Genomic DNA, 23746 nt, shown 5'->3' on the forward strand with positions numbered 1-23746 from the left:
CCGTCACTTCTGAATACTTGTCGCGGCAGCGCTCAGGCGCTGCCCTCATGCTCAGTGAGCGAGCTCGCTGGCGAGACGCTCGAGACCTGCTTTCAGGGAACCATCGATGACCAGATCGCCGGAGCGCACGACCGCGCCGCCGAGCAATGCAGGATCGACCTCGCAGTGCAGACGAACTTCGCGCTTCATACGCTTGCTCAACGCTGCGGAGAGCCGTTCGCGCTGTGCGTCGCTGAGCGCCACCGCAGACGTGATCTGCACGTCGGCGATGTTCTCGACGTCGGCGCGCAGGATCTCGTACATCGCTGCGATTTCCGGGAGCAGTCCGAGCCGGCGATTGTGTGCCAGCGTCTTCAGGAAGTTCTTCCCGTTCTCGTCCAGCGCGACGCCGGTGCTTTCGCCGATCAGCTCGACCAGTTGCGCCGGCGTGACCGCCGGGCTGGTCAACAGCCGCGCGACGCGCTCATCGGCAACGACTGCCGAGGCATTGCCCAGCAGTTCTGACCACTTCGCCAATGCCTTCTGCTCCTGCGCGAAGCCAAAGGCAGCGCGGGCATAGGGCCGGGCGATTGTGACTTTCTCAGCCATCGTTGCTCCGGTGCGGTCAGCCGCGTTCGATTTCGAGCGCCAGCTTGTCGAGCAGATCCGCGTGCGTACGCGCATCGATCTCGCGACCCAGCAGCTTGCTCGCGCCGCTCACTGCAATCGCAGCGACCTCTTTACTCAGTTCGGCGCGCGCGCGGTTCGAATCGAGTTCGACCTGCTCACGAGCCGAGCCAATGAGACGCTGACCTTCGGCGATCGCCGTGCCGCGCGCTTCCTCGACGAGCTCATTCGAGCGGCGGTTGGCCTGCTCGATGATCTTGCTCGCCTGGACATGCGCTTCCTTCAGCACGACCGTAGCGCCTGCCTTGGCCTCCGCGAGACTCTTGTCCGCTTTTTCGGCGGACGCCAGCCCGTCGGCGATCTTCTTGCGACGCTCGTCGATGGCTGCGATCAGCGGCGGCCAGATGAACTTCATCGTCACCCAGGACAAGATGAAGAACACCGCCAACTGCACGAACAGTGTTGCGTTCAGATTCATGGAAATTACTGCCTAAGCTGCAATCGACCTGCCGTCAGCGCGCACGCAGGGTTGCGGCGCGCCGAATGACTTCAGCCTGCCGCGAACGGATTAGCAGTGGCGAACCACAGTGCGATACCGACGCCGATGATGAAGGACGCGTCGATCAGACCGAGCAGCAGGAAGACCTTGGTCTGCAGCACGTTCATCAGTTCTGGCTGGCGAGCCGAGGATTCAATGTACTTGGCAGCCATGATGCCGACGCCAATGCACGCGCCGAGAGCGCCGATGCCGATGATCAAACCGCAAGCCAGGGCGACGAATGCTACGTCTGTCATGAGAGTTCTCCGGAAAAAACCAACCAAAAACGATCAGTGTTGAAAGAAAGCCTTAGTGATGCTCGTGCGCCTGGCCGATGTAGACCAGCGTCAGCATCATGAAAATGAATGCCTGCAGCAGGACGATCAGGATGTGGAAGATCGCCCACACCGTGCCTGTGAACAGGTGCATACCGATGCCGAAAGCAGTCGCTGTGCCGCCCAGGCCGGCGATCAGGAAGAAGATCAGCTCGCCAGCATACATGTTGCCGAACAGACGCATGCCGTGTGAGAAGGTGTTGCCCACGTATTCGATGATGGTGAAGGCGATGTTGACCACGGCCAGCACCAGGAAGGCGATCCAGGTGAGCGGATTGCCCGTCAGCTTCACGTTGCCGAATGGTGCCGTGATCCACTGGTGCAGGAAGCCGCCGACGCCTTTCACCTTGAAGTTGTAATAGAACACCAGCAGCAACACGCCAACGGCGATGCCGAACGTGCCGTTGATATCAGCGGTCGGCAGCGGGCGCAGGTAGTCGATGTGGAAAATGTTGTGCGCGACCCAGGGGAACAGATCCACCGGAATCAGGTCGACTGCATTCATCATCGCAACCCAGACGAAGACCGTCAGGGCGAGCGGCGCGATGTAGCTGAGATTGCCATGCACCATGCCCTTGGCCTGTTCCTCGACGAACTCCACCAGCATTTCGACGAATGCCTGGAAGCGGCCGGGTACGCCCGAAGTGGCGCGACGCGCAGCGAAGAAGAACGGGATCAGGAAGAGAACGCCGCAAAGAATCGAGAAGAAGACGGTATCGAGGTGCAGGACATTGATGTCGAAGAGCCCGTCCTGGGTCTTCGAAGCCAGATGATGCAAGTGATGGGAGATATAGCCCGACATTCCGCCGGATTCGGTCCCGCCCTCGCTTGCCATCAACAGACTTTGCATGACTTACCCTTTAACTTCCCGAACCGCGGACTACTTGCCCGTGGCTGATTTGTTCTGCGACAGCCCGAAGGCCAGACAGACCCAATACGCGATCAGTGCGCCGAACAATCCAGCGATCAACCCCAGTGGCGCCATCGCTGTGGAGCGAAAGGCGATCACCAGCAATCCAAACGTGACGACCAGCTTCACCAGCCAGGCCATCACAAAACTCGCGGCGCCCAGCTGCGCGCCATGATTCAGGCTGTGTCGAAACAGCGTAAAGGCCATGTAGGCCGTCCACAGCAGCCCGATGCCACCGCCTGCCAGTACCGACCATCCGGCGCGCGCGCCGAACACTGCGCCGCCGATGGCTGCCATCGCGACGACCCCGGCCAGCTGCCACAGCAGGATCCTCACGGACTGGCGTGCCGCGCTGCCCAGAGAGTTGTTGCTCATGACCTTGCCCTGAGCCTCTCTGCGGACACCGCCCCGACTACGACGCCCATCTGATCGACGGACAACAAAAATGCCACTGCGTGGACCGATGTGTCGGCGACGTGTGGCATTACGACGAACCCACCCCCGACCGAAGTTTACTCGGCCGGAAAAGGCGGCGGATTATACGCAGCGTTTTGCAGTGCTTCAAGAAATCACAGCCGGCATTTCGCGACAACCTGCATTCGCACCTGCCGCACCGCGTGAGATCCCCGCCGCAGGCCTGACTCGCCGACGTACGTGGGGAAATTTTTGCCGGAACTGGCGATGGACTACAGGCGATAGCTGAACTTGATCAGAAACTGGTCGGAGCTCCGGACCTCATCCATATCCCTGAACAACTGCCCGACCTCGCGATCGTCGTCATTCAGCAGATCAAAACCGCCGCGGGCATATACCACATAGATGTCGGACTGCGGGGCAAATGAGTATCGATAGCGCAGTTGCACGCCCAGACTGTTGACGGAGAACGGTTCGAGAACGGTGGCAGTGCGCTGCAGGACACCGTCGGCGTCAGTCTGCCAGGCCTGGCGCGCATCGGCCGCGATGCCGATCCACTGCCAGCGCAGTCGCAGTTCATGACGAAGCGCGGGAATCCAGTCGAGGCGAAAGTCGAGATCGAGGCGGGGCGCGCGATAGGTGCCGAAGTCGTTGTCCTGCAGCCAGAGCAACCAGTCATCGGTGTATTGGGGCTTCAGGTCCAGCCGCAGCGTCAGCCGCTCGATCGGATACCACGCCGCCGTCAACTGCAGCCAGCCGGAGTAGTCCTCGATGCCCTGCTGGAACAGATAACCACCGAAAACGAACTGCCATGCGCCCAGTCGCGGCGAGGTGAAGTCCGCATACGCGCTGTAACGCGTATCGAGCATCACGGGGCCGTTGCCGCGCGAGATCAGATCATCGATACCGCGCGGGATCACCCGCAATTCCTCATAGGCGAGCCAGCGGCTGCGAAAGTTCACTTCCCGTATCAGCTGGATGCGCGACTGCAGGCGCTCGCCCGCGTCGTTCTCGCGATACTGCAGGTGCAGCTCCTGGGTTTCACCATTCACGCGACCGTTGGACGGAGCGAGCCGCCGCAGCGCCACCCACTCGGCCTGCCGCAGTGAATTGCGCTCCATGTAGCCGAGATCGTTGAGATCGAATTCATCGTCGATGTACAGCAAGGTCAGCGTGTGCGAGAGGGGCGCGGACCGATTGAAGTCCGTCTGTACCCACGCCTGATAGCCATCGGAGCGCACGCCCCCGGCGTTGATGTCACTGCGAATCACCTGACCTGCAACGCGCCACCAGTCGTTCGGCGTCAGGTCATAGTCGAGCGCGTTGACGGCCGCCTCGCGATCGAGGAGCGGACGATCGGTCCAGCTGCCGAGGTAGCCGACACGTCCGACGGGAAGCGTCACGCGCGCCCGCGCCGCGCCGAATAATCTGCCGCTACCATCCTCGTACTCATGCTCCTGCGCGGCAAAGGTCCCGTAGTCGAGCGAGCCTGCGCTGCCCGAAATCTTCAGGGCCGCATCGATATCGCTGGACCCGGCACTGCCATCGTCCGGAGCCGCGCCAACGCGTCGCGTATAGATGAGCTGGCCGTTGGCGGGTGTCGCGAGCGCGAACAGGTTCTGGTTCTCGGTGAAGAAGGGACGCTTGTCCGTGAACACGGTTTCGACCGCAGAGAAGTCGACGACCAGTTCGTCGCTCTCGACCTGCCCGAAGTCCGGATTCACGGTGGCGGTCAGCCAGAAGTGCGGCGATGGCTTCCAGCTGACATCGACACCGGCTTTCGTATCGACCGAATCGCTCCGGTTGTCGCGCACGACCGTGAGGTAAGGCACGACGTCGAGCGCCGCGGCGGCGCTGTATTGCGCTACTTCGATACGACGGAAATCGGCCAGGAACGCCGGCGAATCGACGGAGATGCCAGGACAGGCATCGCGCTCGTTGCGGTCGAACAGATAGCGCGTCGCATATACACCGATCTCACGCATCGGCTTGCTGGTGGGCCGCATGTTCACGGCCTGCCACGGCACCAGGATCTCGACGAACCATTGATCCCCGGTTTCACGGATGGCGTGTTGCCAGGTGCCGTCCCAGTCGCGGTTGAATTCGTTCTGATTCGTGATGGTGCCATCACGTACGCCGCCGCCCAAGCCGACGGAAAACTCGTAGCCCACCTGTCCCGTGGCATCGAAGTCGATCATGAGACTGACGGAGTCACCGGCCAGCGCTTCGGAATCGCGCGGTGTGCGAGGCTTGATGCGCCGCTCGCCCGGCGGCTGATCGATGGTGAATGCGGCTGCAAGTCCCTCAGGGGTTGCAACGATGCGCACGTCATTGGGGTAGCGCGGTTCGACGCGCGCAAACGGTTCGGTACGCCGCCATTGACCGCAGGTCACGGCCTGCTGCCATTCGACCTCATCGAATTGACCGTCGGCCTGGATCGCGCCCAGAGCCAGGGAGGGCAGCAAAGCGGCTGTATACAGTGCGATTGCGCCGCAGAGATTCGTTCGAGTTATGGTAACGGCGAGCGCGTCGATTACGAACCGCGCGAATGGCATTTCGCAAACGCTTCCCTGCAAGTGCTCATCCGTGCGTCCTCGAACTAGCGAATGTGACCGATGATACCGTCGAGTTCGTCGAGCGAGTGATAGGTGATCACCAGTTTGCCCTTGCCCGACCCGGAATGCTGCACCTGCACCTTGGCGCCAAGCTTATCGGAGAGGTCGCCCTCGAGCTTGCGGATGTTCGGATCTGCCTTCGGCGCGGGCGCCGATCCCTGCGGACCCGCGATCATGCGGCGCACGAGCGCTTCGGTTTCACGCACTGACAATTTCTTGTTCGCAACCTGCGCGGCAACTTCGGCCTGCTGTCGCTTGTTCTCCAGCCCCAGCAACGCGCGTGCGTGGCCCATTTCCAGTTCGCCGCGCTCGACAAGCCCTTTCGCTTCGTCGCACAGATCGAGCAGTCGCAGCAGATTCGACACCGTGGCACGCGAACGACCGACCGCTTCGGCGGCTGTCGCATGCGTCATGTCGAACTCGGAGATCAGTCGTCCCAGCGCACGCGCTTCTTCCAGCGGATTCAGGTCCTCGCGCTGAATGTTTTCGATCAGGGCCATCGCCACCGCGGCTTCATCGCCCACGCGACGGACGATCGCAGGGATTTCGTGCAGGCCTGCGAGCTGCGCGGCGCGCCAGCGACGTTCGCCCGCGATGATCTCGTAGCGACGCGGTTGCCCCGGTTGCGGATCGCCCAGAGGACGCACGAGGATGGGTTGAATCAGTCCCTGCGCCTTGATCGACTGGGCCAGCTCCTGCAGCGTGTCCATGTGCATATCGATGCGCGGCTGATATTTGCCGCGCTGGAGCAGATCGACAGGTAGTTTCAGCAGTTCTTCGTCGGGGCGCAGCTGCGCTACCGCAGGCGCTGCGGCGTTATCGACGGCTGCAGGCTGACCGAGTAAGGCGCCGAGTCCGCGACCGAGGCTGGGACGTTTGGTGGACATGGGTTCTAGAGGCCGACTGGCGTACTGGCCGACTGGTCAACTGGCCAGACGAGAGAATGAACTGACGAAACGAACGTGGCACTGCGGCAGTCTGCCGCGTCTCTGCTCTGGCCGATTGGCCAGTAGGCCGGTTGGCCGGCTGGCCACCTTCTCATGTTCCCACCGCACCGACGCTCGGCGTCGTCGCTTCGTCCTCGGACCTGCGGATCATCTCGCCGGCGAGCGCGAGATACGCGAGCGCGCCGCGGGATTCGCGGTCGAAATACAGCGCGGGCTTGCCAAAGCTCGGCGCTTCCGCGAGCCGCACGTTGCGCGGAATGATGGTGCGGAACACACGGCCAGGAAAATGCTCCGTCAGCTGTGCCGAAACTTCGTTGGCGAGATTGTTTCGCGGATCGAACATGGTGCGCAGGATGCCGTGAATCTCCAGGCGCGGATTGGGACCGGCCTTGATCTGCTCGATGGTGCCCACCAGGGCAGTCAGACCTTCGAGTGCGTAGTACTCACACTGCATCGGGATCAGCACGCCATCAGCGGCGACCAATGCGTTGAGCGTCAGCATGTTGAGCGAAGGCGGGCAGTCGATCAGCACGATGTCGAACTGCTCCAGCATCGGTTGCAGGGCGTCGCGCAGCCGCGTTTCGCAGCCGGGTTTACCCATCAGCTCGACTTCGGCCGCCACGAGATCCTGATTGGCGGGCAGCAGCTTGAAATCCGAGTAGTCGACCGACACGAGCGCCGAATTGATGTCGCAGTCGCCCAGCAATACGTCCGTCGTCGTTAGTTCCACGGTGCGTTTGTCGACGCCACAACCCATGGTCGCATTGCCCTGCGGATCGCAATCGATCAGCAGCACGCGCCGCTTCGTCGCGGCGAGCGACGCTGCGAGATTCACACTCGTCGTCGTCTTGCCGACGCCGCCTTTCTGATTGGTGATGGCGAGAATGCGGTGCATGAGTAGTGGCCGACTGGCTTGCTGGCTAACGGGTCGGCTGCCCGGACAAAGAGATGATCATCGGACGGATCCCTGAATGAATTAGGTGAGATGCGGGCGAGACGTATTCGCGAGAGGGCGGAACTCTATTCCGCCCAGCTGCCAGTTGGCCAGCTTGCCAGTTGGCCTAGACTTTGTCGTGCGAGCGGCAGATTTCCACAAGATGCCGCTCTTCGTCCAGACCGGGAACCTCAAGTCGATGGATCGCCGCGACTTTCCAGCCATTCGGCAGTTGCCTGACTTCCTCGTCAGGGGATTTGCCCTTCATCGCCAGTAGTCGCCCGCCGCCGACAGCGAGATGGCCCGCCCATTTGACGAACTGCACCACCGGCCCGACCGCGCGTGACACGACCACATCGAATCGTTCCTCGGGACGAAAATCTTCCGCGCGCGTATGCACCGTGACGATGTTGCTCAAGTCGAGCAGTTGCGCGACGTGGTCGATGAACTTCAATTTCTTGGCGGTCGAGTCCACCAGCGTGAATTGCAGTTCCGGATTGACGATTGCCAGCGGAATGCCGGGAAACCCCGCACCCGTGCCGACATCGCATACGCGCGAACCGCGCAGATACGGCTGAATCGACAGGCTGTCCAGCAAATGCTTGGTGATCTGCGCGGATCGCTCACGAATCGCCGTGAGATTCATGCGCTGATTCCAGTCGTCGAGCTCATCGAGCAGGCGCAGCAGCCTCGCGGCCTGGTCATCGCTCAGTGCAATGCCCAGTTGGTTCGCGCCTGCGGTGAGAGCGACGGAGTTCATGAATTCGACGGGGAAAATTTCACGCGAGAGATCACTCGAAGTGCACAGAGGTTGGGGAATCCGGACTCAGACACTCTGTGACCGCTCCATGATGGCGTCAGGGAGCCGGCCTCCGGTGGAAAGCACGCCCTGCGCGGATACGCAGGGCGCGCGTCAGATCACTTCTGGCTGCACTTGCCGTGCTTGCGAATCTCTTCCGTGCCGCACAGTCCCTTCTGCTGCGCGAAGAACTGGGCGAGGGCGTCAAAGTCCTTTTCATCCACGCCCGCGATGATGCCGGCCATGATCGGGTTCTTGCGCTTGCCGCTCTTGTAATCCTTCAGAGCATGCACGAGGTAGTTCGCGTACTGGCCTGCCAGCACCGGATAGTCGTCCGAGAGCGGCTTGGCGCCATTGGCGCCGTGGCACTGCACGCAGGTCTGCGTCGCTGGCGGCGGCGTACCGATCACGTCGGCCTCCGGATTGGCGCCTTCGGCATGCAGGAAGGCGGCAATATCTTCGCGATCCTGCGCCGACAGGCTCACTGCCTGCGAACGCATGGTCGGATGGGAGCGTTCGCCCGACGCGTATTCCGCCAGGGCGACCGAAATGTATTTCAGGCTCTGGTTGCCCAGGCGCGGGACGGTAAAGCTGGGCCAGGCGTTCCTGTAGTTGGGAATACCGTGGCAGCCGTGGCAGGTGTAGGCGAGCGTCTTGCCGTTCTCCACATTTCCTTCGGCAGTCGCACCGGCGCTCATGGCGATCGCGATTGCACCCAGGCCGAGCGCCAGCAGGGTCGGTCGAAACTTCATTCCTCGTCTCCGCACTTTCTTGAGCAAATTCTTGCGCTGCCGGCGTAGGCCAGGGGGTTACCGGTCAGCGGGGGGGCGCAATGGTAGCCCGCGATATTGTTCATGAATAGCGCCAATTCACGGGTTTACGTCAGGTTTCCCATGAATCCGGCCGCTTGCGGCTCACATCCACGGGGTGGCTCGGCTATACTTTTCGCGCTCCCGGCACTCACCGGGCGTCTCTCCCGCTCCCCGTCTGAGGTTTCGCATGGCCCGCATCACTGTCGAAGACTGCCTGCAGCACGTCCCGAACCTGTTCCAGCTGATCATGGTTGCAGCCAAGCGTGCGCGCAAGCTGGCCAATGGCGCAGAACCCACGGTGGACAGCGAGAACGACAAGGTGACCGTCGTGGCCTTGCGCGAGATCGCCGCCGGTCATATCGGCCCGGAAATTCTGGAAGAGGTCGAACAGCGACCGATGCCGGAAATGATGCCGGACGCCGACATGATGATGTCTGGCGAGATCCGCGCGCCGCACCTCGGGCTGGGGGATTGACCGGCCACTGAGATTCCCCGCCGGCCATGGACTATGCGTCCTCCATTCTCGGTCTGCTGCCGACCGGAAGACGCTCGATAGGCGTCACCCAGCTTCTCAACAAGCTTGAAACATACCTGCCGCCGGCGCAGGTCGACCGGGTTCGGGATGCATATGAATTCGGAGCGCAGGCCCATCAGGGCCAGAAGCGCTTAAGCGGCGAACCCTACATCGCACATCCGGTGGCGGTGGCCGACATCCTGGCCGACCTGCACCTCGATGCGCAGACCATCGTCGCTGCGATCCTGCACGACGTCATCGAAGACACTGCGAGCTCCAAGGAAGAAATCGCCGAGCGCTTCGGCGCGGAAGTCGCCGAGCTGGTCGACGGTGTCTCCAAACTCGATCAGATCCAGTTTCGCAGTCGCGCCGAGGCGCAGGCCGAATCCTTCCGCAAGATGCTGCTGGCCATGGTTCGCGATATTCGCGTGGTCATGGTCAAACTCGCCGATCGCACGCACAACATGCGCACGCTGGGCGCGATGCCGCCGGCGAAGCGCCGCACGATTGCGCGCGAGACCCTGGAAATCTACGCGCCGATCGCGAATCGCCTGGGCATTCACTCGGTCAAGTCGGAGCTCGAGGATCTCGGGTTCAAGTCCTTGTACCCGGGTCGCTATCGCATCATCGAGCGTGCGCTGAAGAAGGCGCGCGGCAACCAGAAGCAGTTCGTCGGCAAGATCGCGGACAATCTGCGCGGCGGACTGGCCAAGGCCGACATCAAAGGGCGCGTCGAAGGTCGCGAGAAGCACCTCTACAGCGTCTACCAGAAAATGCGGCGCAAGCGCGCACCGCTGACCTCCATCGTCGACGTCTTCGGCTTCCGCATCGTCGTCGACAGCGTCGATACCTGTTATCGAACGCTCGGCCTGGTGCACGGCCTGTATCGGCCGATGCCGGGCCGCTTCAAGGACTACATCGCGATTCCGCGCGTCAACGGCTACCAGTCGTTGCACACGACGCTCTTCGGGCCGAACGGCATGCCCATCGAAGTGCAGATCCGCACCGAGGAAATGAATAGCGTCGCCGAATCCGGCATTGCGGCCCACTGGGGTTACAAGTCCGGCGAAGACCAGGGGCGCGCTTATCGCGACCGGGCAAGCGAGTGGCTGCAGCAGCTGATGGAGATTCAGCACGGCGGCAACTCCGAAGAATTCATGGAGAGCGTGAAAGTCGACCTGTTCCCCGACAAGGTCTATGTCTTCACGCCGCGCGGCGAAATCCGTCGCCTGCCGCGCAACGCCACCGCGGTCGACTTCGCCTACAGCGTGCACACCGACATCGGCAATCACTGCGTTGCCGCCAAGGTCGATCGCCGGCTCGTGCCACTGCGCACACCGCTGCGCAATGGTCAGACCGTGGAAATCATCACCGCGAAGGGTGCTACGCCGAATCCGGCGTGGGTGAATTTCGTGGTGACGGCCAAGGCGCGCGCCGCGATTCGTCACTATTTAAAGAGCTTGAAGCATTCCGAAGCCGTCGAGCTCGGCAAACGCATGCTGAACCAGGCGCTCAGCGATCTGGGGCTGGCACTCAAGAAGGTCCCGGACGAACGCGTCCAGGCCGCAGCGAGCGATCTCAATCTCAAGAGCGCGGAAGAATTGTTTGAGCGCATCGGCCTGGGTGAGCGGCTTGCGCCGCTGGTCGCGCGTCGTCTGTTGCCTGCGGATACTGCGCCTCCCGCCGAGCCCGTGCCGCAATCGGGTCCGCTGGCCATCGCCGGCACCGAAGGCATGGTCGTGACCTACGCGCGCTGCTGCTTCCCGATTCCCAATGATCCGATCATGGCCTACCTGTCGAGCGGCCGCGGCGTCGTGATCCACCGCGAGGTCTGCGGCAATCTGCGCAACTACCGCAAGCAACCCGACAAATGGCTGTCCGTATCCTGGCAGCCAAGCCTCGACCGCCTGTTCAATGTCGAAATCCGTATCGACGTCAGCAATCGCATGGGCGCACTGGCCGCGATCGCGTCCAACATCGCCTCGACCGATACCAACATCGAGCACGTGGCGGTGGATGAACGCGACGGCGACGCGTCGACCCTGGTCTTCGACCTGCAGGTCCGCAATCGCAAACACCTGGCGGGCGTGATCAAGAATCTGCGCAAGATGGCGGAGGTGTTGAGGGTCACTCGAGTACTCGCATGACCCGGCTAACTGGCAAACTGGCCAGAGCCAGAACCAAGCCGCATTGATGATTCTCTGTCCGGATTCTGGCCAGCAGACCGGTTTGCCAGTCGGCCAGTAAGCCTTCTTTATCGAGGTCCTCATGTCGTCCCGCACCATCATCTCGACCCCCGACGCTCCCGCCGCTGTCGGCACTTACTCGCAGGCCGTGAAGGTCGGCAACACCGTGTATGTCTCGGGCCAGATTCCCCTCGATCCCAGGTCGGGACAGCTGGTGACGAGTTCGATGGACGCACAGATCCGGCGGGTTTTCGACAATCTCAATGCCATCATCACGGCGTCGGGCGGTACGTTTGCGAGCGTGACCAAGCTCAACGTGTTCCTGACGGACCTCTCGCACTTTGCGCTGCTGAACCAGATCATGGCGGAGTACTTCCAGGAACCGTATCCCGCGCGTGCGGCGATCCAGGTCGCGGCATTGCCGAAGGGCGCGGCCGTTGAGATGGATTGCGTGCTGGAACTCGGCTGATTGGCGTACGGGCTAGCCGGCCAACGGCCAACTGGCCAACTGGCGTACTGGCAAGATCAAGAGCACAGAACCTCCGGCTTCTGGCCGGTCGGCCAGTTAGCCCGTTAGCCAGTCCGCCAGTTGGCCGGCCGACTCACATACACTCGCCACGGACGGCGCTCATGAATATTTCTGCCAAATCACAACCTGTATCCGCGGCCGAACACCGGCCCGTCACTGTATTGCGCGGTGTGGGCGCAGCGTTGGCACAGAAACTGCTGAAGCTGGGCGTCTCCACCATCCAGGATCTGCTGTTCCTGTTGCCTCTGCGCTATGAAGATCGCACGCAGGTCGTACCTATTGGGGCGCTGCGGATCGGTGATCGCTCGGTGGTGGAAGGAGAAGTGCGGCTCGCCGAAGTGGCCTTTCGCGGCCGACGTCAGCTGCTGTGCCGGATCGCCGATAGCTCCGGCTCGCTGACGCTGCGGTTCTTCTATTTCAGCTCCGGTCAGCAACAGGCGCTGACGCCCGGCGTGCGCATTCGCTGTTACGGCGAGATCCGCCGCGGCCCGGGCGGGTTGGAAATAGTGCATCCGGAGTATCGGCGCGTGGCAGGCGATGCGGCTGACCCCGTCGAAGCAACGCTCACACCCATCTACCCGCTGACCGAAGGTATGCAGCAGGGACGGTTGCGGCAGCTCACGTCGATGGCGCTGCGCGAGCTCGCGAACGAAACGATTCGCGACTGGCTGCCGGCATCGACGCTGCGCGAGTTGAACCTGCCGTCGCTGCGCGAGGCGCTCGAGTACGTGCACCGGCCACCGCCCGACGCCAGTCTCGAATTGCTTTCGACATACCGGCATCCGTCGCAACGGCGGCTCGCGTTCGAGGAACTGCTTGCGCACCACCTGAGCCTGCGTCTGTTACGCCGCGAAGTGCAGCGCGACCCCGGCTGGGCCTTTCAGCCGCAACGCAACCTCATCGAGGGATTTCTGCGCTCGCTGCCGTTCTCCCCGACGGGGGCACAGCAACGGACCTGGGCTGAGATCGAGCGCGACCTGCAGCAATCGAGCCCGATGCTGCGACTCGTGCAAGGCGACGTGGGCAGCGGCAAGACCCTGGTGGCGGCGCTCGCTGCCGTGCGCGCCGTCGAATCCGGATTTCAGGCGGCTGTGATGGCCCCCACTGAACTGCTGGCCGAACAGCACGGCCGCAATTTCGTCACGTGGCTGTCGCCGTTGAATCTCCAGGTCGTCCTGCTCACCGGCAAGCGTTCAGGCGCCGCGCGAACACGCGCGTTCAGTGATGTGTCCTCGGGCGCCGCGCAGATCGTCATCGGCACGCACGCTCTGTTCCAGGAGCAGGTGCAGTTTCATCGCCTGGGCCTGGTGATCATCGATGAGCAGCACCGTTTCGGCGTGCACCAGCGGTTGTTGCTGCGCGAGAAGGGGGCGAGTGCGGGGCGTTTTCCGCACCAGCTCATCATGACCGCCACGCCCATTCCGCGCACGTTGGCGATGACGGCTTATGCGGACCTGGATGTGTCGATCATCGACGAGTTGCCGCCGGGAAGAACCCCGGTCAAGACCGTGGTGCTCACCGAGAGCCGCCGCGACGAAGTGGTCATGCGCATTCGCGATGCCTGTCGGCAGAAGCGGCAAGCGTACTGGGTCTGCCCGCTCGTCGAAGAATCGGCAGAACTCGATGCACAGGCCGCCGAGGAGACCGCGCACACCCTGGCAGAGGCTCTGTCGGAGCTGCGCGTCGGTCTCGTGCATGGGCGCATGACGTCACGCGACAAGGACGCCGTCATGAGCGAGTTCAAGGCGGGCAACATCGATCTGCTCGTCGCCACCACAGTCATCGAGGTTGGCGTCGATGTGCCGAATGCCAGCCTGATGGTGATCGAGAATTCCGAGCGCATGGGACTGGCACAGCTGCATCAGCTGCGCGGTCGCGTCGGCCGCGGCTCGGCGGAAAGCAACTGCGTGCTGCTGTATCGCCCGCCACTGACCGAAGTTGCACGCGAGCGTCTGAGCGTCATGCGTGCGACCAACGATGGCTTCGAGATTTCACGCCGCGACCTGGAACTGCGGGGTCCCGGTGAACTGCTCGGCACGAAGCAGACTGGTCTGATGCAGATGCGAGTCGCCGATCTGATGCGCGATGCGGATCTGTTGCCGCGCGTACAGCAGACCGCGGAATTGATGCTGGCGGAGAATGAGGCCAACATAGCGCCGCTGCTGCGCCGCTGGACGGGGCAGGGCGAGCAGTTTGGAAAAGTGTGAATAGAAAGAGAGGTGCTAGGGACTAGGCTCCAGGCCCCAGCAGGAAAAATCGATGCGATCAAAGTCATCATGTACTGTTCCCACCAGCGCCTAGGGCGTAGCACCTAGAGCCTGTTCCAATGTCCTCTCCTCCAACCGTCACTAATCGTCTGCGCTGGCTGGGCCATCGCATCGCATCGACCCCTTTCGTCGCGGAGATTCTGCCCGCAGCAACCAAACGCGCCGGCGCTTACGCACGGCTGCTGCGTCTCGACAAGCCAATCGGCATCTGGCTGCTGCTGTGGCCGGTGCTGTGGGCCTTGTGGCTGTCTTCGGGCGGTAAGCCGGATCCGCAGGTGTTCGTCGTGTTCGTGCTGGGCACCGTGCTGACGCGGTCCGCCGGCTGCGCCATGAATGACTTTGCGGATCGCGATTTCGATGCTCATGTGAAGCGGACTCGCAATCGTCCGCTGGCCACGGGCGAACTCGATCCGATCGAGGCGCTCGCGCTGTGCGTCAGCCTCGGCCTCGTGGCGATCGGCCTCGTGCTGACCCTGAATCGACTCACGCAGCTCATGGCCATTGGCGGCGCCGTGCTGCTACTGACGTACCCGTTCATGAAGCGTTTCTTTCCGCTGCCGCAGTTCTATCTGGGCGCCGCGTTCACCTGGTCGGTGCCGATGGCTTATGTGGCTCACACCGGCGAGTATCCGCCGCGCATGGCATGGCTGCTGTTCATCGCCGGGCTGCTGTGGACGATGGCCTACGACACCATGTATGCCATGGTCGACCGCGAGGACGACAAGAAGCTGGGCATCCGTTCCAGCGCCATCCTGTTCGGCGACGCCGACCGATTCGTCATCGGCGTCATGCAACTCATGTCGCTCTATGCGCTGTGGCTCGCCGGATACGAACTCGACCTCGGCCTCTGGTTCGGCCTGGGGCTCAGCGTGGCCGCCGTCTTCGCCCTGTACCAGCAGTACCTGATCCGTGACCGCAAACCCGAGGAATGTCTCAAGGCATTCCTCAACAACAATTACTTCGGCATGGCGATCTTCATCGGGATCGCGCTGGAGTACGTGTTCCGGTGAAGTGACGAGGGTCACGTCACTTCATTCTCCCTGCCCGCGCCACTGCCCACACATCGACCCGACGCGCTCCCGCGCGCCGTAGCACACGTGCAAGTTCATTGACCGTACTGCCCGTCGTCACGACATCGTCGATGATGGCGACATGCCGGCCGCGCAGTTCGCCGGACAGCGAGAAGGCGCCGCGCACATTTCTGCTTCGCTGCTTGCGGTCGAGCTCCGCCTGTTCGAGGGTTTCGCGCGAGCGCACGACAAGATCCGTGCGCACCCGCACCGGCAAACGCCGCTCGATCACGGCGGCCAGTTCGATGGCCTGGTTGTAGCCGCGTTGTTCAAAGCGCTTCTGCGCCAGCGGCATGGGCACGACGCAGTCGGGCCACGGTCCGCAATGCATGCGACCCACGTACGCCGCCATGATTTCGCCCAGTACCCGCCCGTGAATCACGGCATTGCCGTACTTCAGCTGCCGGATCATGCGATCGACAGGGTAGGCATAGCGCAGTGCGCACAGCGCCGCGTCGAAACGCGGCACCCGCTGCAGACAAAGGCCGCACAGCAGCGGCGCGACGCTGATTCCGCGGGCCAGCGGCTCCGCGCAGCGCGCGCAGGCGGAGTCGTTCTTCGGCAGATCGGCATGACACTCCGCGCACAGATCGAGCAGCGGGTTGGCGCCGCGGCCGCTGCACAGCACGCAGACCGACGGCCACCAGCGGGCGGCGATTCGCCGGCCCTGCTGCCACAGGGGGAAATGAGCGCGAGCTACGTCGACCATTTTTTGAATCGTTGGTTGACAGTGGATCGGGTGGCTGGAAATACTTGCCGGCCGTCGTGGCAAGTCTGTCTGACCAGATGCGCTGCGCTGAATGCTATTTCTGTTCCCTTCTGCTGGAAAAGACACCCATGACCCAAACAGCCGGACTTGAAGCAATGCGACTCGGCGATGTGCGCACGGACTGGCGCCTCGACGACGTCCGCGCCCTGTTTGCGCTGCCCTTCGCGGACCTGCTGTTCCATGCACAACGCGTCCATCGCGACAACTTCGACCCGAACGAAGTGCAGATCAGCACGCTGCTGTCGATCAAGACCGGCGCCTGCCCGGAAGATTGCGCGTATTGCTCACAGAGCATTCGCTTCGAGACCGGCCTCAAGTCGGAGCCGCTCATGGATCTCGAGGAAGTCATGCAGAAGGCCCGCGCCGCGCGCGCCAATGGCGCCACGCGCTTTTGCATGGGCGCGGCCTATCGCAGCCCGAAGCCGAAGCAGCTCGCGCAAATCGCCGAGATGGTGAAGGGCGTACGCGAGCTCGGCATGGAAACCTGCGTGACGCTGGGAATGCTCAATGCCCAGCAGGCGCAGGACCTGAAGGACGCCGGACTCGATTACTACAACCACAACCTCGACACGTCCGAGTCCCATTACAAGGAGATCATCACGACCCGCAGCTACCAGGATCGCCTGGATACGCTGCAGGCCGTGCGGCAGGCGGGCATCAAGGTCTGTTGCGGCGGCATTCTCGGCATGGGCGAAACGGAACTCGATCGCGCCCAGCTGCTGCACACACTGGCAACGTTGCCGCAGCATCCGGAAAGTGTGCCGATCAACCAGCTCATGCAGGTGGCTGGAACGCCGTTGCACGGGGTGGACAAAGTCGAGCCGCTCGAATTCATCCGGACCATCGCCGTCGCACGCCTGCTCATGCCGCGCTCGCACGTGCGCCTGTCGGCCGGCCGTTCCGAGATGAGCGATGAAACCCAGGCTCTGTGCTTCCTGGCCGGCGCGAACTCGATCTTCTACGGCGACAAGCTGCTGACGACCGAAAATCCGGACGAGAACCACGACCTGCAGCTGTTTGCGCGGCTCGGGATCCAGCGGGAGGAAGCACGCCAACCCCGCAGCTGCCGTGCGCCTGCGCCGCAAGTCGCGGCAACTGCCTGACCCGGCTGTTGCCACAAGGAAGCCGGGCCTGCGAAAAGCGGCTATCTTCGCCGCCCATGCCCAGGCCCGCCGCTTCCGACGACTACTTTCTCGATCCGCGCAGCATCCGCCGCGCGTTCGACAACGCTGCTGCGACGTTCGACTCTGCGGCCGTCGTGCATGCGGAGATCCGCACGCGATTGCTTGAAAGACTGGATGTCGTCCGTCTCGATCCCTCGCTGATCGTCGATCTCGGTGCAGCCACCGGCCACGGTAGCCGGGCTTTGAAGGATCGCTATCCGCGATCGCAGGTACTGGCGGTCGATATGTCGACTCGCATGCTCGCGGAGGCGCGTCGGCAGCAACGCTGGCTGCGGCGTTTTCAGCTCGTAGCCGCCGATGCGAGCCACCTGCCCCTGCGCGACGGCAGCGCGGAACTGGCCTTCAGCAACCTGATGCTGCAGTGGTGCAACGACCCCGATGCGATTTTCAGGGAAACCCGGCGCGTGCTGCGTCCGGGCGGATTATTCACGTTCGCGAGCCTCGGACCGGACTCTCTGCGTGAACTGCGCAATGCCTGGAACGCCATCGACGCGCATGTCCATGTGCATCGATTCATCGATATGCACGACCTTGGCGATGCCCTGATGCGCGCGGGCTTCGCCGAACCGGTCATGGACACGGAGCGACTGACGATCACCTATCGCTCGATCGACACCTTGTTGCAGGAGCTGAAGCACAGCGGCTCGGGGAACGTGGCGGCAGGCCGCGGTCGAGGGCTGACACCGCGGACTGCGCGGCGACGTCTCGAGACGGCACTGGACGCCGCACGGGTGAAGGACCTTCTCCCGATAACCCTAGAGGTGGTGTACGGGCATGCATGGACGGTAGAGAAGCCCGAAGCCCGGCGCGATCGGTCCGAGATGGTAGTTCCAATCGCCAGCATCAAGCGGCGAACCATTTAAATATTCTTGTTTAATAACAACGGGTAGTGGATTTATTCCTTAAATCAATCATTTTTTATTTATTGAAATTTTCGACTACCGCGACCCTGACAAGCCTCGGCGGCAGCATCGTCGGCCCAGTGACCCGCCGCGACGCAGGCAGAAGGAGCACCAATCCGGGCCTCACAGCGACGATAGCGCCAGAACTGTAGAAATCCCTTTTCCATCCGTGATTTATGCGTTGCATAGGCCGCTTGCGGCCGTTAGCATGGCGACCCGTTTCAGGGCGCCCGCGTGTCGCCAGCCACTCCCCGTAAATTCGATGAATCATGGCGTCGCAATGGGGCCGCCGCTGAGCCCACCCACCCCGATCCGCATCGGGAATGGCACGCACCGTTTCGAACTGAAGGCGCGCTGTTCGCTGACTCCGCGCACGGCCCGGACGTTCATCGCCAGCATGGCGCTCGGCACGTTTGGCGTCTCGGGGTTCTTCGCGTTGCAGGGCTTCTGGCCTGTCCTGCCGTTTGCCGGCGCCGAGATTGCCTTACTGACCTGGGCCGTACGGGCGTCGATGCGCAAGGGACAGGAGCGGGAAACCATTACGATCACCGAGGAATCGGTGCTCATCGAACGACTGACGATGCAGAACGAGCATCGCTCGGTATTTCCTCGTCATTGGGCGAAGGTTAAACTCCACGCCCCGGCGACGGCGCTGCATCCGAGCCGACTCACTCTCGAGTCGTCAGGCCGCGCCTGTGAAGTGGGCAGGTTTCTCACAGAAGACGAGCGCCGCGGACTAGCGGTGCGTTTACAGCAGCTGGTGGGGAATGTGAATGAGTCACCCGCGCTCAGGTAACTGGGCTGTGGGGCATCATCGCGGGCGAACGCCAGCAGTTCATCCGCGGTTGCAGATTTTGCGGTACCGGCTTGTGCGGACTGGCAATGCATAGAACGAAGCAATGGGAGCATTGGCGACAATGTCGAAGATTCTGAAATACGCCGCAGCCGGCGCCGCAGCGTGTCTGCCTACCGGGGCAGCGCTGGCCGCCTGGGACCTGAACATGCCAGTCGGCGTCACCGAACTGAGTCGGGACATCCACGGGCTGCACATGCTGATCCTCTGGATCTGCGTGCTCATCGGAGTGGCGGTCTTCGGCGTGATGATCTACTCGATCATCAAATTCCGTCATTCGCAGGGAGCGGTGCCAGCGAAGTTCGATCACAGCACCCGCGCTGAGATCATCTGGACCACCATCCCCATCCTGATCCTGGTCGGCATGGCCATCCCCGCCGCCGAAACCCTGATCCGCATCGAGGACACCCGGAATTCGGAACTGTCCATCAAGGTGACTGGCTACCAGTGGAAGTGGCAGTACGAATACCTCGATCAAAAGGTCGATTTCTTCTCGACGTTGTCGCGCGACAGCGATGCGGCCCGCCAGCTCCACTCCGGCATCGACCCCAACACCGTCGACAACTACCTGCTGAGCGTCGACAAGCCGCTGGTCGTGCCGGTCGACACCAAGGTGCGCCTGCTGCTGACGTCCGCGGACGTGATTCACGCCTGGTGGGTGCCGACCTTCGGCATGAAGAAGGATGCAATCCCCGGCTTCGTCAATGAAATCTGGTTCCGGGCGGATAAGGTCGGCGTGTATCGCGGCCAGTGCGCCGAGCTGTGCGGTCGCGATCACGGCTTCATGCCGATCGTCGTCGAAGTGAAGTCCAAGGAAGACTACGCAGCGTGGCTGAAGACACAGCAGGACGGCGAAGCGGCACCGGCAGCGGCACAGACGAACGAGAGCGCAACGACTGCAGTCGTTGCCAAGGCGGAGTAAGAGTCAATGAGCACGACACACACTCACGAAATTGCTGGTCATCAGGCCGGCGATCACGCGCACGACGATCACGGTCCGGCCAAGGGCTGGCGCCGCTGGCTGCTGGCGACCAACCACAAGGACATCGGCACGATGTACCTGGTGTTCAGTCTGACGATGTTCTTCATCGGCGGCGCCATGGCCATGGTCATCCGCGCCGAACTGTTCCAGCCTGGTCTGCAGCTGGTCGATCCGGGCTTCTTCAATTCCATGACGACCATGCATGCGCTGGTCATGATCTTCGGCGCCGTCATGCCGGCGTTCGTCGGTCTCGCCAACTGGATGGTGCCGCTGCAGATCGGCGCGCCGGACATGGCGCTGCCGCGCATGAACAACTTCAGCTTCTGGATCATGCCGTTCGCGTTCGCTTTGCTGCTGGCGACGCTGTTCGTGCCTGGCGGCGCGCCGGCCGGTGGCTGGACGATGTATCCGCCGCTGGTCCTGCAGAACGGCACGTCGTTCCCGATGCTGATCTTCGCCGTTCACCTCATGGGTGCGTCGTCGATCATGGGTGCGATCAACGTGGTGGTGACGATCATGAACATGCGCGCTCCTGGCATGTCGCTGCTGAAGATGCCGCTGTTCGTGTGGAGCTGGCTGATCACTGCGTACCTGCTGGTCGCCGTGATGCCGGTGCTCGCAGGTGCGGTGACGATGCTGCTGACCGACCACTACGCCGGCACGACCTTCTTCCAGGCGGCGGGCGGCGGCGATCCGGTGATGTTCCAGCACATCTTCTGGTTCTTCGGGCATCCCGAGGTTTACATCATGATCCTGCCGGCCTTCGGCGTGGTCTCGGAGATCATCCCGACCTTCTCGCGCAAGCCGCTGTTCGGCTACGACGCGATGGTGTACGCGACCGCCTCGATCGCGTTCCTGTCGTTCATCGTGTGGGCGCACCACATGTTCACGGTGGGCATGCCGCTCGCCGGTCAGTTGTTCTTCATGCTCGCGACGATGCTGATCGCGGTACCGACGGGCGTGAAGGTGTTCAACTGGACTGCGACCATGTTCAAGGGCTCGATCAGTTTCGAACCGCCGATGCTGTTCGCGCTGTCGTTCCTGTTCCTGTTCACGATCGGCGGTTTCTCCGGCCTGATGCTCGCGATCGTGCCGGCCGACTTCCAGTATCACGACACCTACTTCGTGGTCGCGCACTTCCACTACGTGCTGGTGCCGGGTGCGGTGTTCGGCATCATGGCGGCGGTGTACTACTGGCTGCCGAAGTGGACCGGGCACATGTACAGCATGAAGCTCGCCAAGTGGCACTTCTGGCTGTCGACGATCTTCGTGAACGTCCTGTTCTTCCCGCAGCACTTCCTGGGTCTCGCCGGCATGCCGCGTCGTATCCCTGACTACTCCACGCAGTTCACCGACTGGAACATGGTTTCGTCGATCGGCGCGTTCGGCTTCGGTCTGTCGCAGCTGCTGTTCGCCTACATCGTGTGGCAGACGACCCGCGGCGGCGTGAAGGCTTCCGACAAGGTCTGGGATACGGCAGCACCGCACGGTCTGGAATGGACCCTGAGCTCGCCACCGCCGTATCACAGCTTCGAAGTCGCTCCTGAAGTGAAGTAATGATGGCTGCTCAGATCAACGACGCAGATCGCAAGCGCGGCATCCGCAGGACAGCCCTGTGGACGTCGCTGCTGGCGCTCGCGTTCTACGTGGGATTCATCCTGCTGGGCGTGTTGAATTCGAGATGAAGCATTGAGCACCAATAAACGCAACCGCTCGATGGCCCGCAACCTGTGGATCTTCGCAGCGGGCAGCTTCGCGTTCGGTTTTGCGCTCGTGCCGCTGTATCGGGTTCTCTGCGATGTCACTGGCTACGGTGACCGCTCGCAGCTCGAGCAGGCCGCGAACATCGTCGAGGCGCCGGTGCTGGATCGCGAGGTGACGGTGGAGTTCGTCTCCGCGACACCGACGTACGGCGAGTGGGAATTTCGCCCGGAGGCTTCGAGCATCAAGGTGCAGCCGGGGCGCTTGTACGAAGCGAAGTTCTACGCGAAGAACCTGCGCTCCCAGGATGTCACTGGGCTGGCAGTACCCAGCGTGTCGCCGCTGCAGGCGACGCAGTATTTCCGCAAGACTGAATGTTTCTGTTTTACGCCGCAGCATTTCGGCGGCGACGAGGGACGCGACATGAGTGTGCGTTTCATCGTCGACCCGAAACTGCCCGGCAACATCGACCGCCTCACGCTGGGGTATTCGATGTTCGATGCACCGCAGAAGGTGGCGGTGGCGGAAAAGACGCTGGGCCCCAGAAGCTAGGCCCGGCATCTTGAAGAGAAGTTTCTGGCTAGTACCTGGCGCCTGGCGCACAGGTCCTTATTGAATCGACCGAGAACCGAGAACCGAAAACTCATGGCTCACGCACACAGTTCGCACGCGCCGTCGGACAAGTACTACGTTCCCCACAGCAGCCCGTGGCCGATCTTCGGCTCGGTCGCGCTGTTCACCATGATGTGCGGTGTCGCGCTCTGGCTGAACCATGTCGCGGCCGGCCCCTGGCTCTCGACGCTGGGCCTGCTGGCACTGATCGTCATGTTTGCCGGCTGGTTCGGCAATGTGATCAGCGAAAGCGAAAGCCGTCTCTACAACGACGCGGTCGACCGCTCGTTCCGCATGGGAATGATGTGGTTCATCTTCTCCGAAGTGATGTTCTTCGCTGCGTTCTTCGGCGCGCTGTTCTACGCACGGCAGTTCTCGATTCCATGGCTGGGCGGCGAAGGCGTGAAGGTCTTCACCAACCTGCTGCTGTGGAACAACTACGAAAACGCGTGGCCTACCAACGGTCCCGAAGCGGTCGGCGGCACTTTCGAAGTGATTCCGGCGCTGGGCCTGCCGGCGATCAACACGGCACTCCTGCTGACGTCGGGCGTGACGCTCACCATCGCTCATCACGCGCTGAAGGCCGGCAATCGCAAGATGCTGAACATCTTCCTGGCGGCGACCTTCCTGCTCGGCTTCCTGTTCATCTTCCTGCAGGCCGAGGAATACATTCACGCCTACACGGAACTGAACCTGACGCTGCACAGCGGCGTGTACGGCTCGACGTTCTTCCTGCTGACGGGCTTTCACGGTTTCCACGTGACCATCGGCGCCATCATGCTCGCGGTCATCTGGTTCCGCTGCCTGAAGGGCCATTTCACCCCGACGAATCACTTCGCGTTCGAGGGAGTGGCCTGGTACTGGCACTTCGTCGACGTGGTGTGGCTGATCCTGTTCGTGTTCGTCTACTGGCTGTAAGAGAGTTAGTAACGAAAGTCACGAGGGTCACGAAAGTGACGAAGGTCCAGACCGGACTTTCACCTCGTGACTTAGGTGACCCCTCGCCACTTACATCGTCACCTGCGTCACTGGCATCGGCCTACCGGCCGATGCCGTGCGGCTGGATCAGTCCCTGCGACCAGGCGATCAGGAGCAGGATGAACAGGCCCACCGACAGCGCGACGCGCAACGTCAGCGCCTTGACCATCTTCTTCGAGTCGCCCTTGTCGTTCATCATCTGATACAGCGCCGAGCCCAGGCTGAAAACGATGCCAGCCAGGCAGATGATGATGAGTATCTTGATGATAGGCATGATGGGCAGCGACAG

The 23746-nt window shown here is 62.3% G+C and carries 25 protein-coding genes; 13 read left to right on the plus strand and 12 right to left on the minus strand.

Going from position 1 to position 23746, the window contains the following annotated elements; all coding sequences use genetic code 11:
• Positions 1–51: 51 nt before the first annotated feature.
• From VIZ63_RS04995 to VIZ63_RS05040, 10 genes are all read right to left on the minus strand, one after another.
• Positions 52–588 (minus strand): F0F1 ATP synthase subunit delta, encoded by a 537-nt coding sequence (locus tag VIZ63_RS04995; RefSeq protein WP_331608424.1) that lies wholly within the window; start codon positions 586–588, stop codon positions 52–54.
• Positions 589–604: 16 nt separating this feature from the next.
• Complete coding sequence (locus VIZ63_RS05000) at positions 605–1084, minus strand: F0F1 ATP synthase subunit B (protein ID WP_331608425.1); 480 nt, start codon at positions 1082–1084, stop codon at positions 605–607.
• A 71-nt stretch (positions 1085–1155) separates the two neighbouring features.
• Positions 1156–1401, minus strand: a complete 246-nt coding sequence (gene atpE / locus VIZ63_RS05005) for a F0F1 ATP synthase subunit C (RefSeq protein ID WP_331608426.1) — start codon at positions 1399–1401, stop codon at positions 1156–1158.
• Positions 1402–1453: 52 nt separating this feature from the next.
• Complete coding sequence (gene atpB / locus VIZ63_RS05010; RefSeq protein ID WP_349261128.1) at positions 1454–2314, minus strand: F0F1 ATP synthase subunit A; 861 nt, start codon at positions 2312–2314, stop codon at positions 1454–1456.
• A gap of 45 nt (positions 2315–2359) precedes the next feature.
• On the minus strand, positions 2360–2764 hold the full coding sequence (locus VIZ63_RS05015; protein WP_331608428.1) for an ATP synthase subunit I: 405 nt from the start codon (positions 2762–2764) through the stop codon (positions 2360–2362).
• Positions 2765–3075: 311 nt separating this feature from the next.
• Positions 3076–5268: a DUF5916 domain-containing protein gene (locus VIZ63_RS05020; protein ID WP_331608429.1), complete on the minus strand. Its 2193-nt coding sequence runs from the start codon at positions 5266–5268 to the stop codon at positions 3076–3078.
• Between the two features lie 134 nt (positions 5269–5402).
• Positions 5403–6305, minus strand: a complete 903-nt coding sequence (locus VIZ63_RS05025) for a ParB/RepB/Spo0J family partition protein (protein ID WP_331608430.1) — start codon at positions 6303–6305, stop codon at positions 5403–5405.
• A 151-nt stretch (positions 6306–6456) separates the two neighbouring features.
• Positions 6457–7260: a ParA family protein gene (locus tag VIZ63_RS05030; protein WP_331608431.1), complete on the minus strand. Its 804-nt coding sequence runs from the start codon at positions 7258–7260 to the stop codon at positions 6457–6459.
• Between the two features lie 166 nt (positions 7261–7426).
• Positions 7427–8059: a 16S rRNA (guanine(527)-N(7))-methyltransferase RsmG gene (gene rsmG / locus VIZ63_RS05035; protein ID WP_331608432.1), complete on the minus strand. Its 633-nt coding sequence runs from the start codon at positions 8057–8059 to the stop codon at positions 7427–7429.
• Between the two features lie 158 nt (positions 8060–8217).
• The gene (locus VIZ63_RS05040; protein ID WP_331608433.1) at positions 8218–8850 is read right to left on the minus strand and encodes a c-type cytochrome; all 633 of its coding nucleotides are present in this window, start codon (positions 8848–8850) and stop codon (positions 8218–8220) included.
• A gap of 247 nt (positions 8851–9097) precedes the next feature.
• Here VIZ63_RS05040 and rpoZ point away from each other — a divergent pair, with 247 nt between their 5' ends.
• The 5 genes from rpoZ (at position 9098) to ubiA (ending at position 15416) form a co-directional block, all read left to right on the plus strand.
• Positions 9098–9385, plus strand: coding sequence for a DNA-directed RNA polymerase subunit omega (gene rpoZ, locus VIZ63_RS05045; RefSeq protein WP_331608434.1), 288 nt, complete (start codon positions 9098–9100; stop codon positions 9383–9385).
• A 26-nt stretch (positions 9386–9411) separates the two neighbouring features.
• Positions 9412–11571: a bifunctional GTP diphosphokinase/guanosine-3',5'-bis pyrophosphate 3'-pyrophosphohydrolase gene (gene spoT / locus VIZ63_RS05050; RefSeq protein WP_331608435.1), complete on the plus strand. Its 2160-nt coding sequence runs from the start codon at positions 9412–9414 to the stop codon at positions 11569–11571.
• A gap of 121 nt (positions 11572–11692) precedes the next feature.
• Positions 11693–12079 carry a RidA family protein gene (locus tag VIZ63_RS05055; protein ID WP_331608436.1) on the plus strand — a complete coding sequence of 129 codons (387 nt, stop codon included), beginning with the start codon at positions 11693–11695 and terminating at the stop codon, positions 12077–12079.
• Positions 12080–12240: 161 nt separating this feature from the next.
• Positions 12241–14346, plus strand: a complete 2106-nt coding sequence (recG, locus tag VIZ63_RS05060) for an ATP-dependent DNA helicase RecG (protein WP_331608437.1) — start codon at positions 12241–12243, stop codon at positions 14344–14346.
• 119 nt (positions 14347–14465) lie between these two features.
• Positions 14466–15416, plus strand: coding sequence for a 4-hydroxybenzoate octaprenyltransferase (gene ubiA / locus VIZ63_RS05065; protein ID WP_331608438.1), 951 nt, complete (start codon positions 14466–14468; stop codon positions 15414–15416).
• A 16-nt stretch (positions 15417–15432) separates the two neighbouring features.
• Here ubiA and VIZ63_RS05070 read toward each other — a convergent pair whose 3' ends face one another.
• Complete coding sequence (locus tag VIZ63_RS05070) at positions 15433–16185, minus strand: ComF family protein (RefSeq protein WP_331608439.1); 753 nt, start codon at positions 16183–16185, stop codon at positions 15433–15435.
• Between the two features lie 128 nt (positions 16186–16313).
• Between VIZ63_RS05070 and bioB the strand changes: the two genes are divergently transcribed.
• The 8 genes from bioB (at position 16314) to VIZ63_RS05110 (ending at position 23397) form a co-directional block, all read left to right on the plus strand.
• Positions 16314–17348, plus strand: coding sequence for a biotin synthase BioB (gene bioB, locus VIZ63_RS05075; protein WP_349261127.1), 1035 nt, complete (start codon positions 16314–16316; stop codon positions 17346–17348).
• Between the two features lie 56 nt (positions 17349–17404).
• Positions 17405–18292: a methyltransferase domain-containing protein gene (locus VIZ63_RS05080; RefSeq protein ID WP_331608440.1), complete on the plus strand. Its 888-nt coding sequence runs from the start codon at positions 17405–17407 to the stop codon at positions 18290–18292.
• 301 nt (positions 18293–18593) lie between these two features.
• Complete coding sequence (locus tag VIZ63_RS05085; protein ID WP_331608441.1) at positions 18594–19127, plus strand: DUF2244 domain-containing protein; 534 nt, start codon at positions 18594–18596, stop codon at positions 19125–19127.
• 121 nt (positions 19128–19248) lie between these two features.
• Positions 19249–20106 carry a cytochrome c oxidase subunit II gene (gene coxB / locus VIZ63_RS05090; RefSeq protein ID WP_331608442.1) on the plus strand — a complete coding sequence of 286 codons (858 nt, stop codon included), beginning with the start codon at positions 19249–19251 and terminating at the stop codon, positions 20104–20106.
• Between the two features lie 6 nt (positions 20107–20112).
• Complete coding sequence (ctaD, locus tag VIZ63_RS05095) at positions 20113–21723, plus strand: cytochrome c oxidase subunit I (protein WP_331608443.1); 1611 nt, start codon at positions 20113–20115, stop codon at positions 21721–21723.
• Positions 21723–21851 (plus strand): hypothetical protein, encoded by a 129-nt coding sequence (locus VIZ63_RS05100; RefSeq protein ID WP_331608444.1) that lies wholly within the window; start codon positions 21723–21725, stop codon positions 21849–21851. Before ctaD ends, VIZ63_RS05100 begins: the two co-directional genes overlap by 1 nt.
• Positions 21852–21855: 4 nt before the next feature.
• The gene (locus tag VIZ63_RS05105; RefSeq protein WP_331608445.1) at positions 21856–22419 is read left to right on the plus strand and encodes a cytochrome c oxidase assembly protein; all 564 of its coding nucleotides are present in this window, start codon (positions 21856–21858) and stop codon (positions 22417–22419) included.
• 93 nt (positions 22420–22512) lie between these two features.
• Positions 22513–23397 carry a cytochrome c oxidase subunit 3 gene (locus VIZ63_RS05110; protein ID WP_331608446.1) on the plus strand — a complete coding sequence of 295 codons (885 nt, stop codon included), beginning with the start codon at positions 22513–22515 and terminating at the stop codon, positions 23395–23397.
• 121 nt (positions 23398–23518) lie between these two features.
• On the opposite strand, the gene VIZ63_RS05115 is transcribed toward VIZ63_RS05110, so the two are convergent.
• Entirely contained in the window at positions 23519–23731 is a 213-nt protein-coding gene (locus VIZ63_RS05115; protein WP_331608447.1) for a twin transmembrane helix small protein, read from the minus strand.
• Between the last annotated feature and the right edge of the window lie 15 nt (positions 23732–23746).

It is taken from the genome of Povalibacter sp., from assembly GCF_036520495.1.
Lineage (GTDB): Bacteria > Pseudomonadota > Gammaproteobacteria > Steroidobacterales > Steroidobacteraceae > Steroidobacter.

What these genes read in the sequence shown, in the direction of transcription:
- VIZ63_RS04995 (WP_331608424.1), bottom strand. Translation starts at nt 588, where the DNA reads ATGGCTGAGAAAGTCACAATCGCCCGGCCCTATGCCCGCGCTGCCTTT.
- VIZ63_RS05000 (WP_331608425.1), bottom strand. Translation starts at nt 1,084, where the DNA reads ATGAATCTGAACGCAACACTGTTCGTGCAGTTGGCGGTGTTCTTCATC.
- atpE (WP_331608426.1), bottom strand. Translation starts at nt 1,401, where the DNA reads ATGACAGACGTAGCATTCGTCGCCCTGGCTTGCGGTTTGATCATCGGC.
- atpB (WP_349261128.1), bottom strand. Translation starts at nt 2,314, where the DNA reads ATGGCAAGCGAGGGCGGGACCGAATCCGGCGGAATGTCGGGCTATATC.
- VIZ63_RS05015 (WP_331608428.1), bottom strand. Translation starts at nt 2,764, where the DNA reads ATGAGCAACAACTCTCTGGGCAGCGCGGCACGCCAGTCCGTGAGGATC.
- VIZ63_RS05025 (WP_331608430.1), bottom strand. Translation starts at nt 6,305, where the DNA reads ATGTCCACCAAACGTCCCAGCCTCGGTCGCGGACTCGGCGCCTTACTC.
- VIZ63_RS05030 (WP_331608431.1), bottom strand. Translation starts at nt 7,260, where the DNA reads ATGCACCGCATTCTCGCCATCACCAATCAGAAAGGCGGCGTCGGCAAG.
- rsmG (WP_331608432.1), bottom strand. Translation starts at nt 8,059, where the DNA reads ATGAACTCCGTCGCTCTCACCGCAGGCGCGAACCAACTGGGCATTGCA.
- VIZ63_RS05040 (WP_331608433.1), bottom strand. Translation starts at nt 8,850, where the DNA reads ATGAAGTTTCGACCGACCCTGCTGGCGCTCGGCCTGGGTGCAATCGCG.
- rpoZ (WP_331608434.1), top strand. Translation starts at nt 9,098, where the DNA reads ATGGCCCGCATCACTGTCGAAGACTGCCTGCAGCACGTCCCGAACCTG.
- spoT (WP_331608435.1), top strand. Translation starts at nt 9,412, where the DNA reads ATGGACTATGCGTCCTCCATTCTCGGTCTGCTGCCGACCGGAAGACGC.
- VIZ63_RS05055 (WP_331608436.1), top strand. Translation starts at nt 11,693, where the DNA reads ATGTCGTCCCGCACCATCATCTCGACCCCCGACGCTCCCGCCGCTGTC.
- recG (WP_331608437.1), top strand. Translation starts at nt 12,241, where the DNA reads ATGAATATTTCTGCCAAATCACAACCTGTATCCGCGGCCGAACACCGG.
- ubiA (WP_331608438.1), top strand. Translation starts at nt 14,466, where the DNA reads ATGTCCTCTCCTCCAACCGTCACTAATCGTCTGCGCTGGCTGGGCCAT.
- VIZ63_RS05070 (WP_331608439.1), bottom strand. Translation starts at nt 16,185, where the DNA reads ATGGTCGACGTAGCTCGCGCTCATTTCCCCCTGTGGCAGCAGGGCCGG.
- bioB (WP_349261127.1), top strand. Translation starts at nt 16,314, where the DNA reads ATGACCCAAACAGCCGGACTTGAAGCAATGCGACTCGGCGATGTGCGC.
- VIZ63_RS05080 (WP_331608440.1), top strand. Translation starts at nt 17,405, where the DNA reads ATGCCCAGGCCCGCCGCTTCCGACGACTACTTTCTCGATCCGCGCAGC.
- VIZ63_RS05085 (WP_331608441.1), top strand. Translation starts at nt 18,594, where the DNA reads ATGAATCATGGCGTCGCAATGGGGCCGCCGCTGAGCCCACCCACCCCG.
- coxB (WP_331608442.1), top strand. Translation starts at nt 19,249, where the DNA reads ATGTCGAAGATTCTGAAATACGCCGCAGCCGGCGCCGCAGCGTGTCTG.
- ctaD (WP_331608443.1), top strand. Translation starts at nt 20,113, where the DNA reads ATGAGCACGACACACACTCACGAAATTGCTGGTCATCAGGCCGGCGAT.
- VIZ63_RS05100 (WP_331608444.1), top strand. Translation starts at nt 21,723, where the DNA reads ATGATGGCTGCTCAGATCAACGACGCAGATCGCAAGCGCGGCATCCGC.
- VIZ63_RS05110 (WP_331608446.1), top strand. Translation starts at nt 22,513, where the DNA reads ATGGCTCACGCACACAGTTCGCACGCGCCGTCGGACAAGTACTACGTT.
- VIZ63_RS05115 (WP_331608447.1), bottom strand. Translation starts at nt 23,731, where the DNA reads ATGCCTATCATCAAGATACTCATCATCATCTGCCTGGCTGGCATCGTT.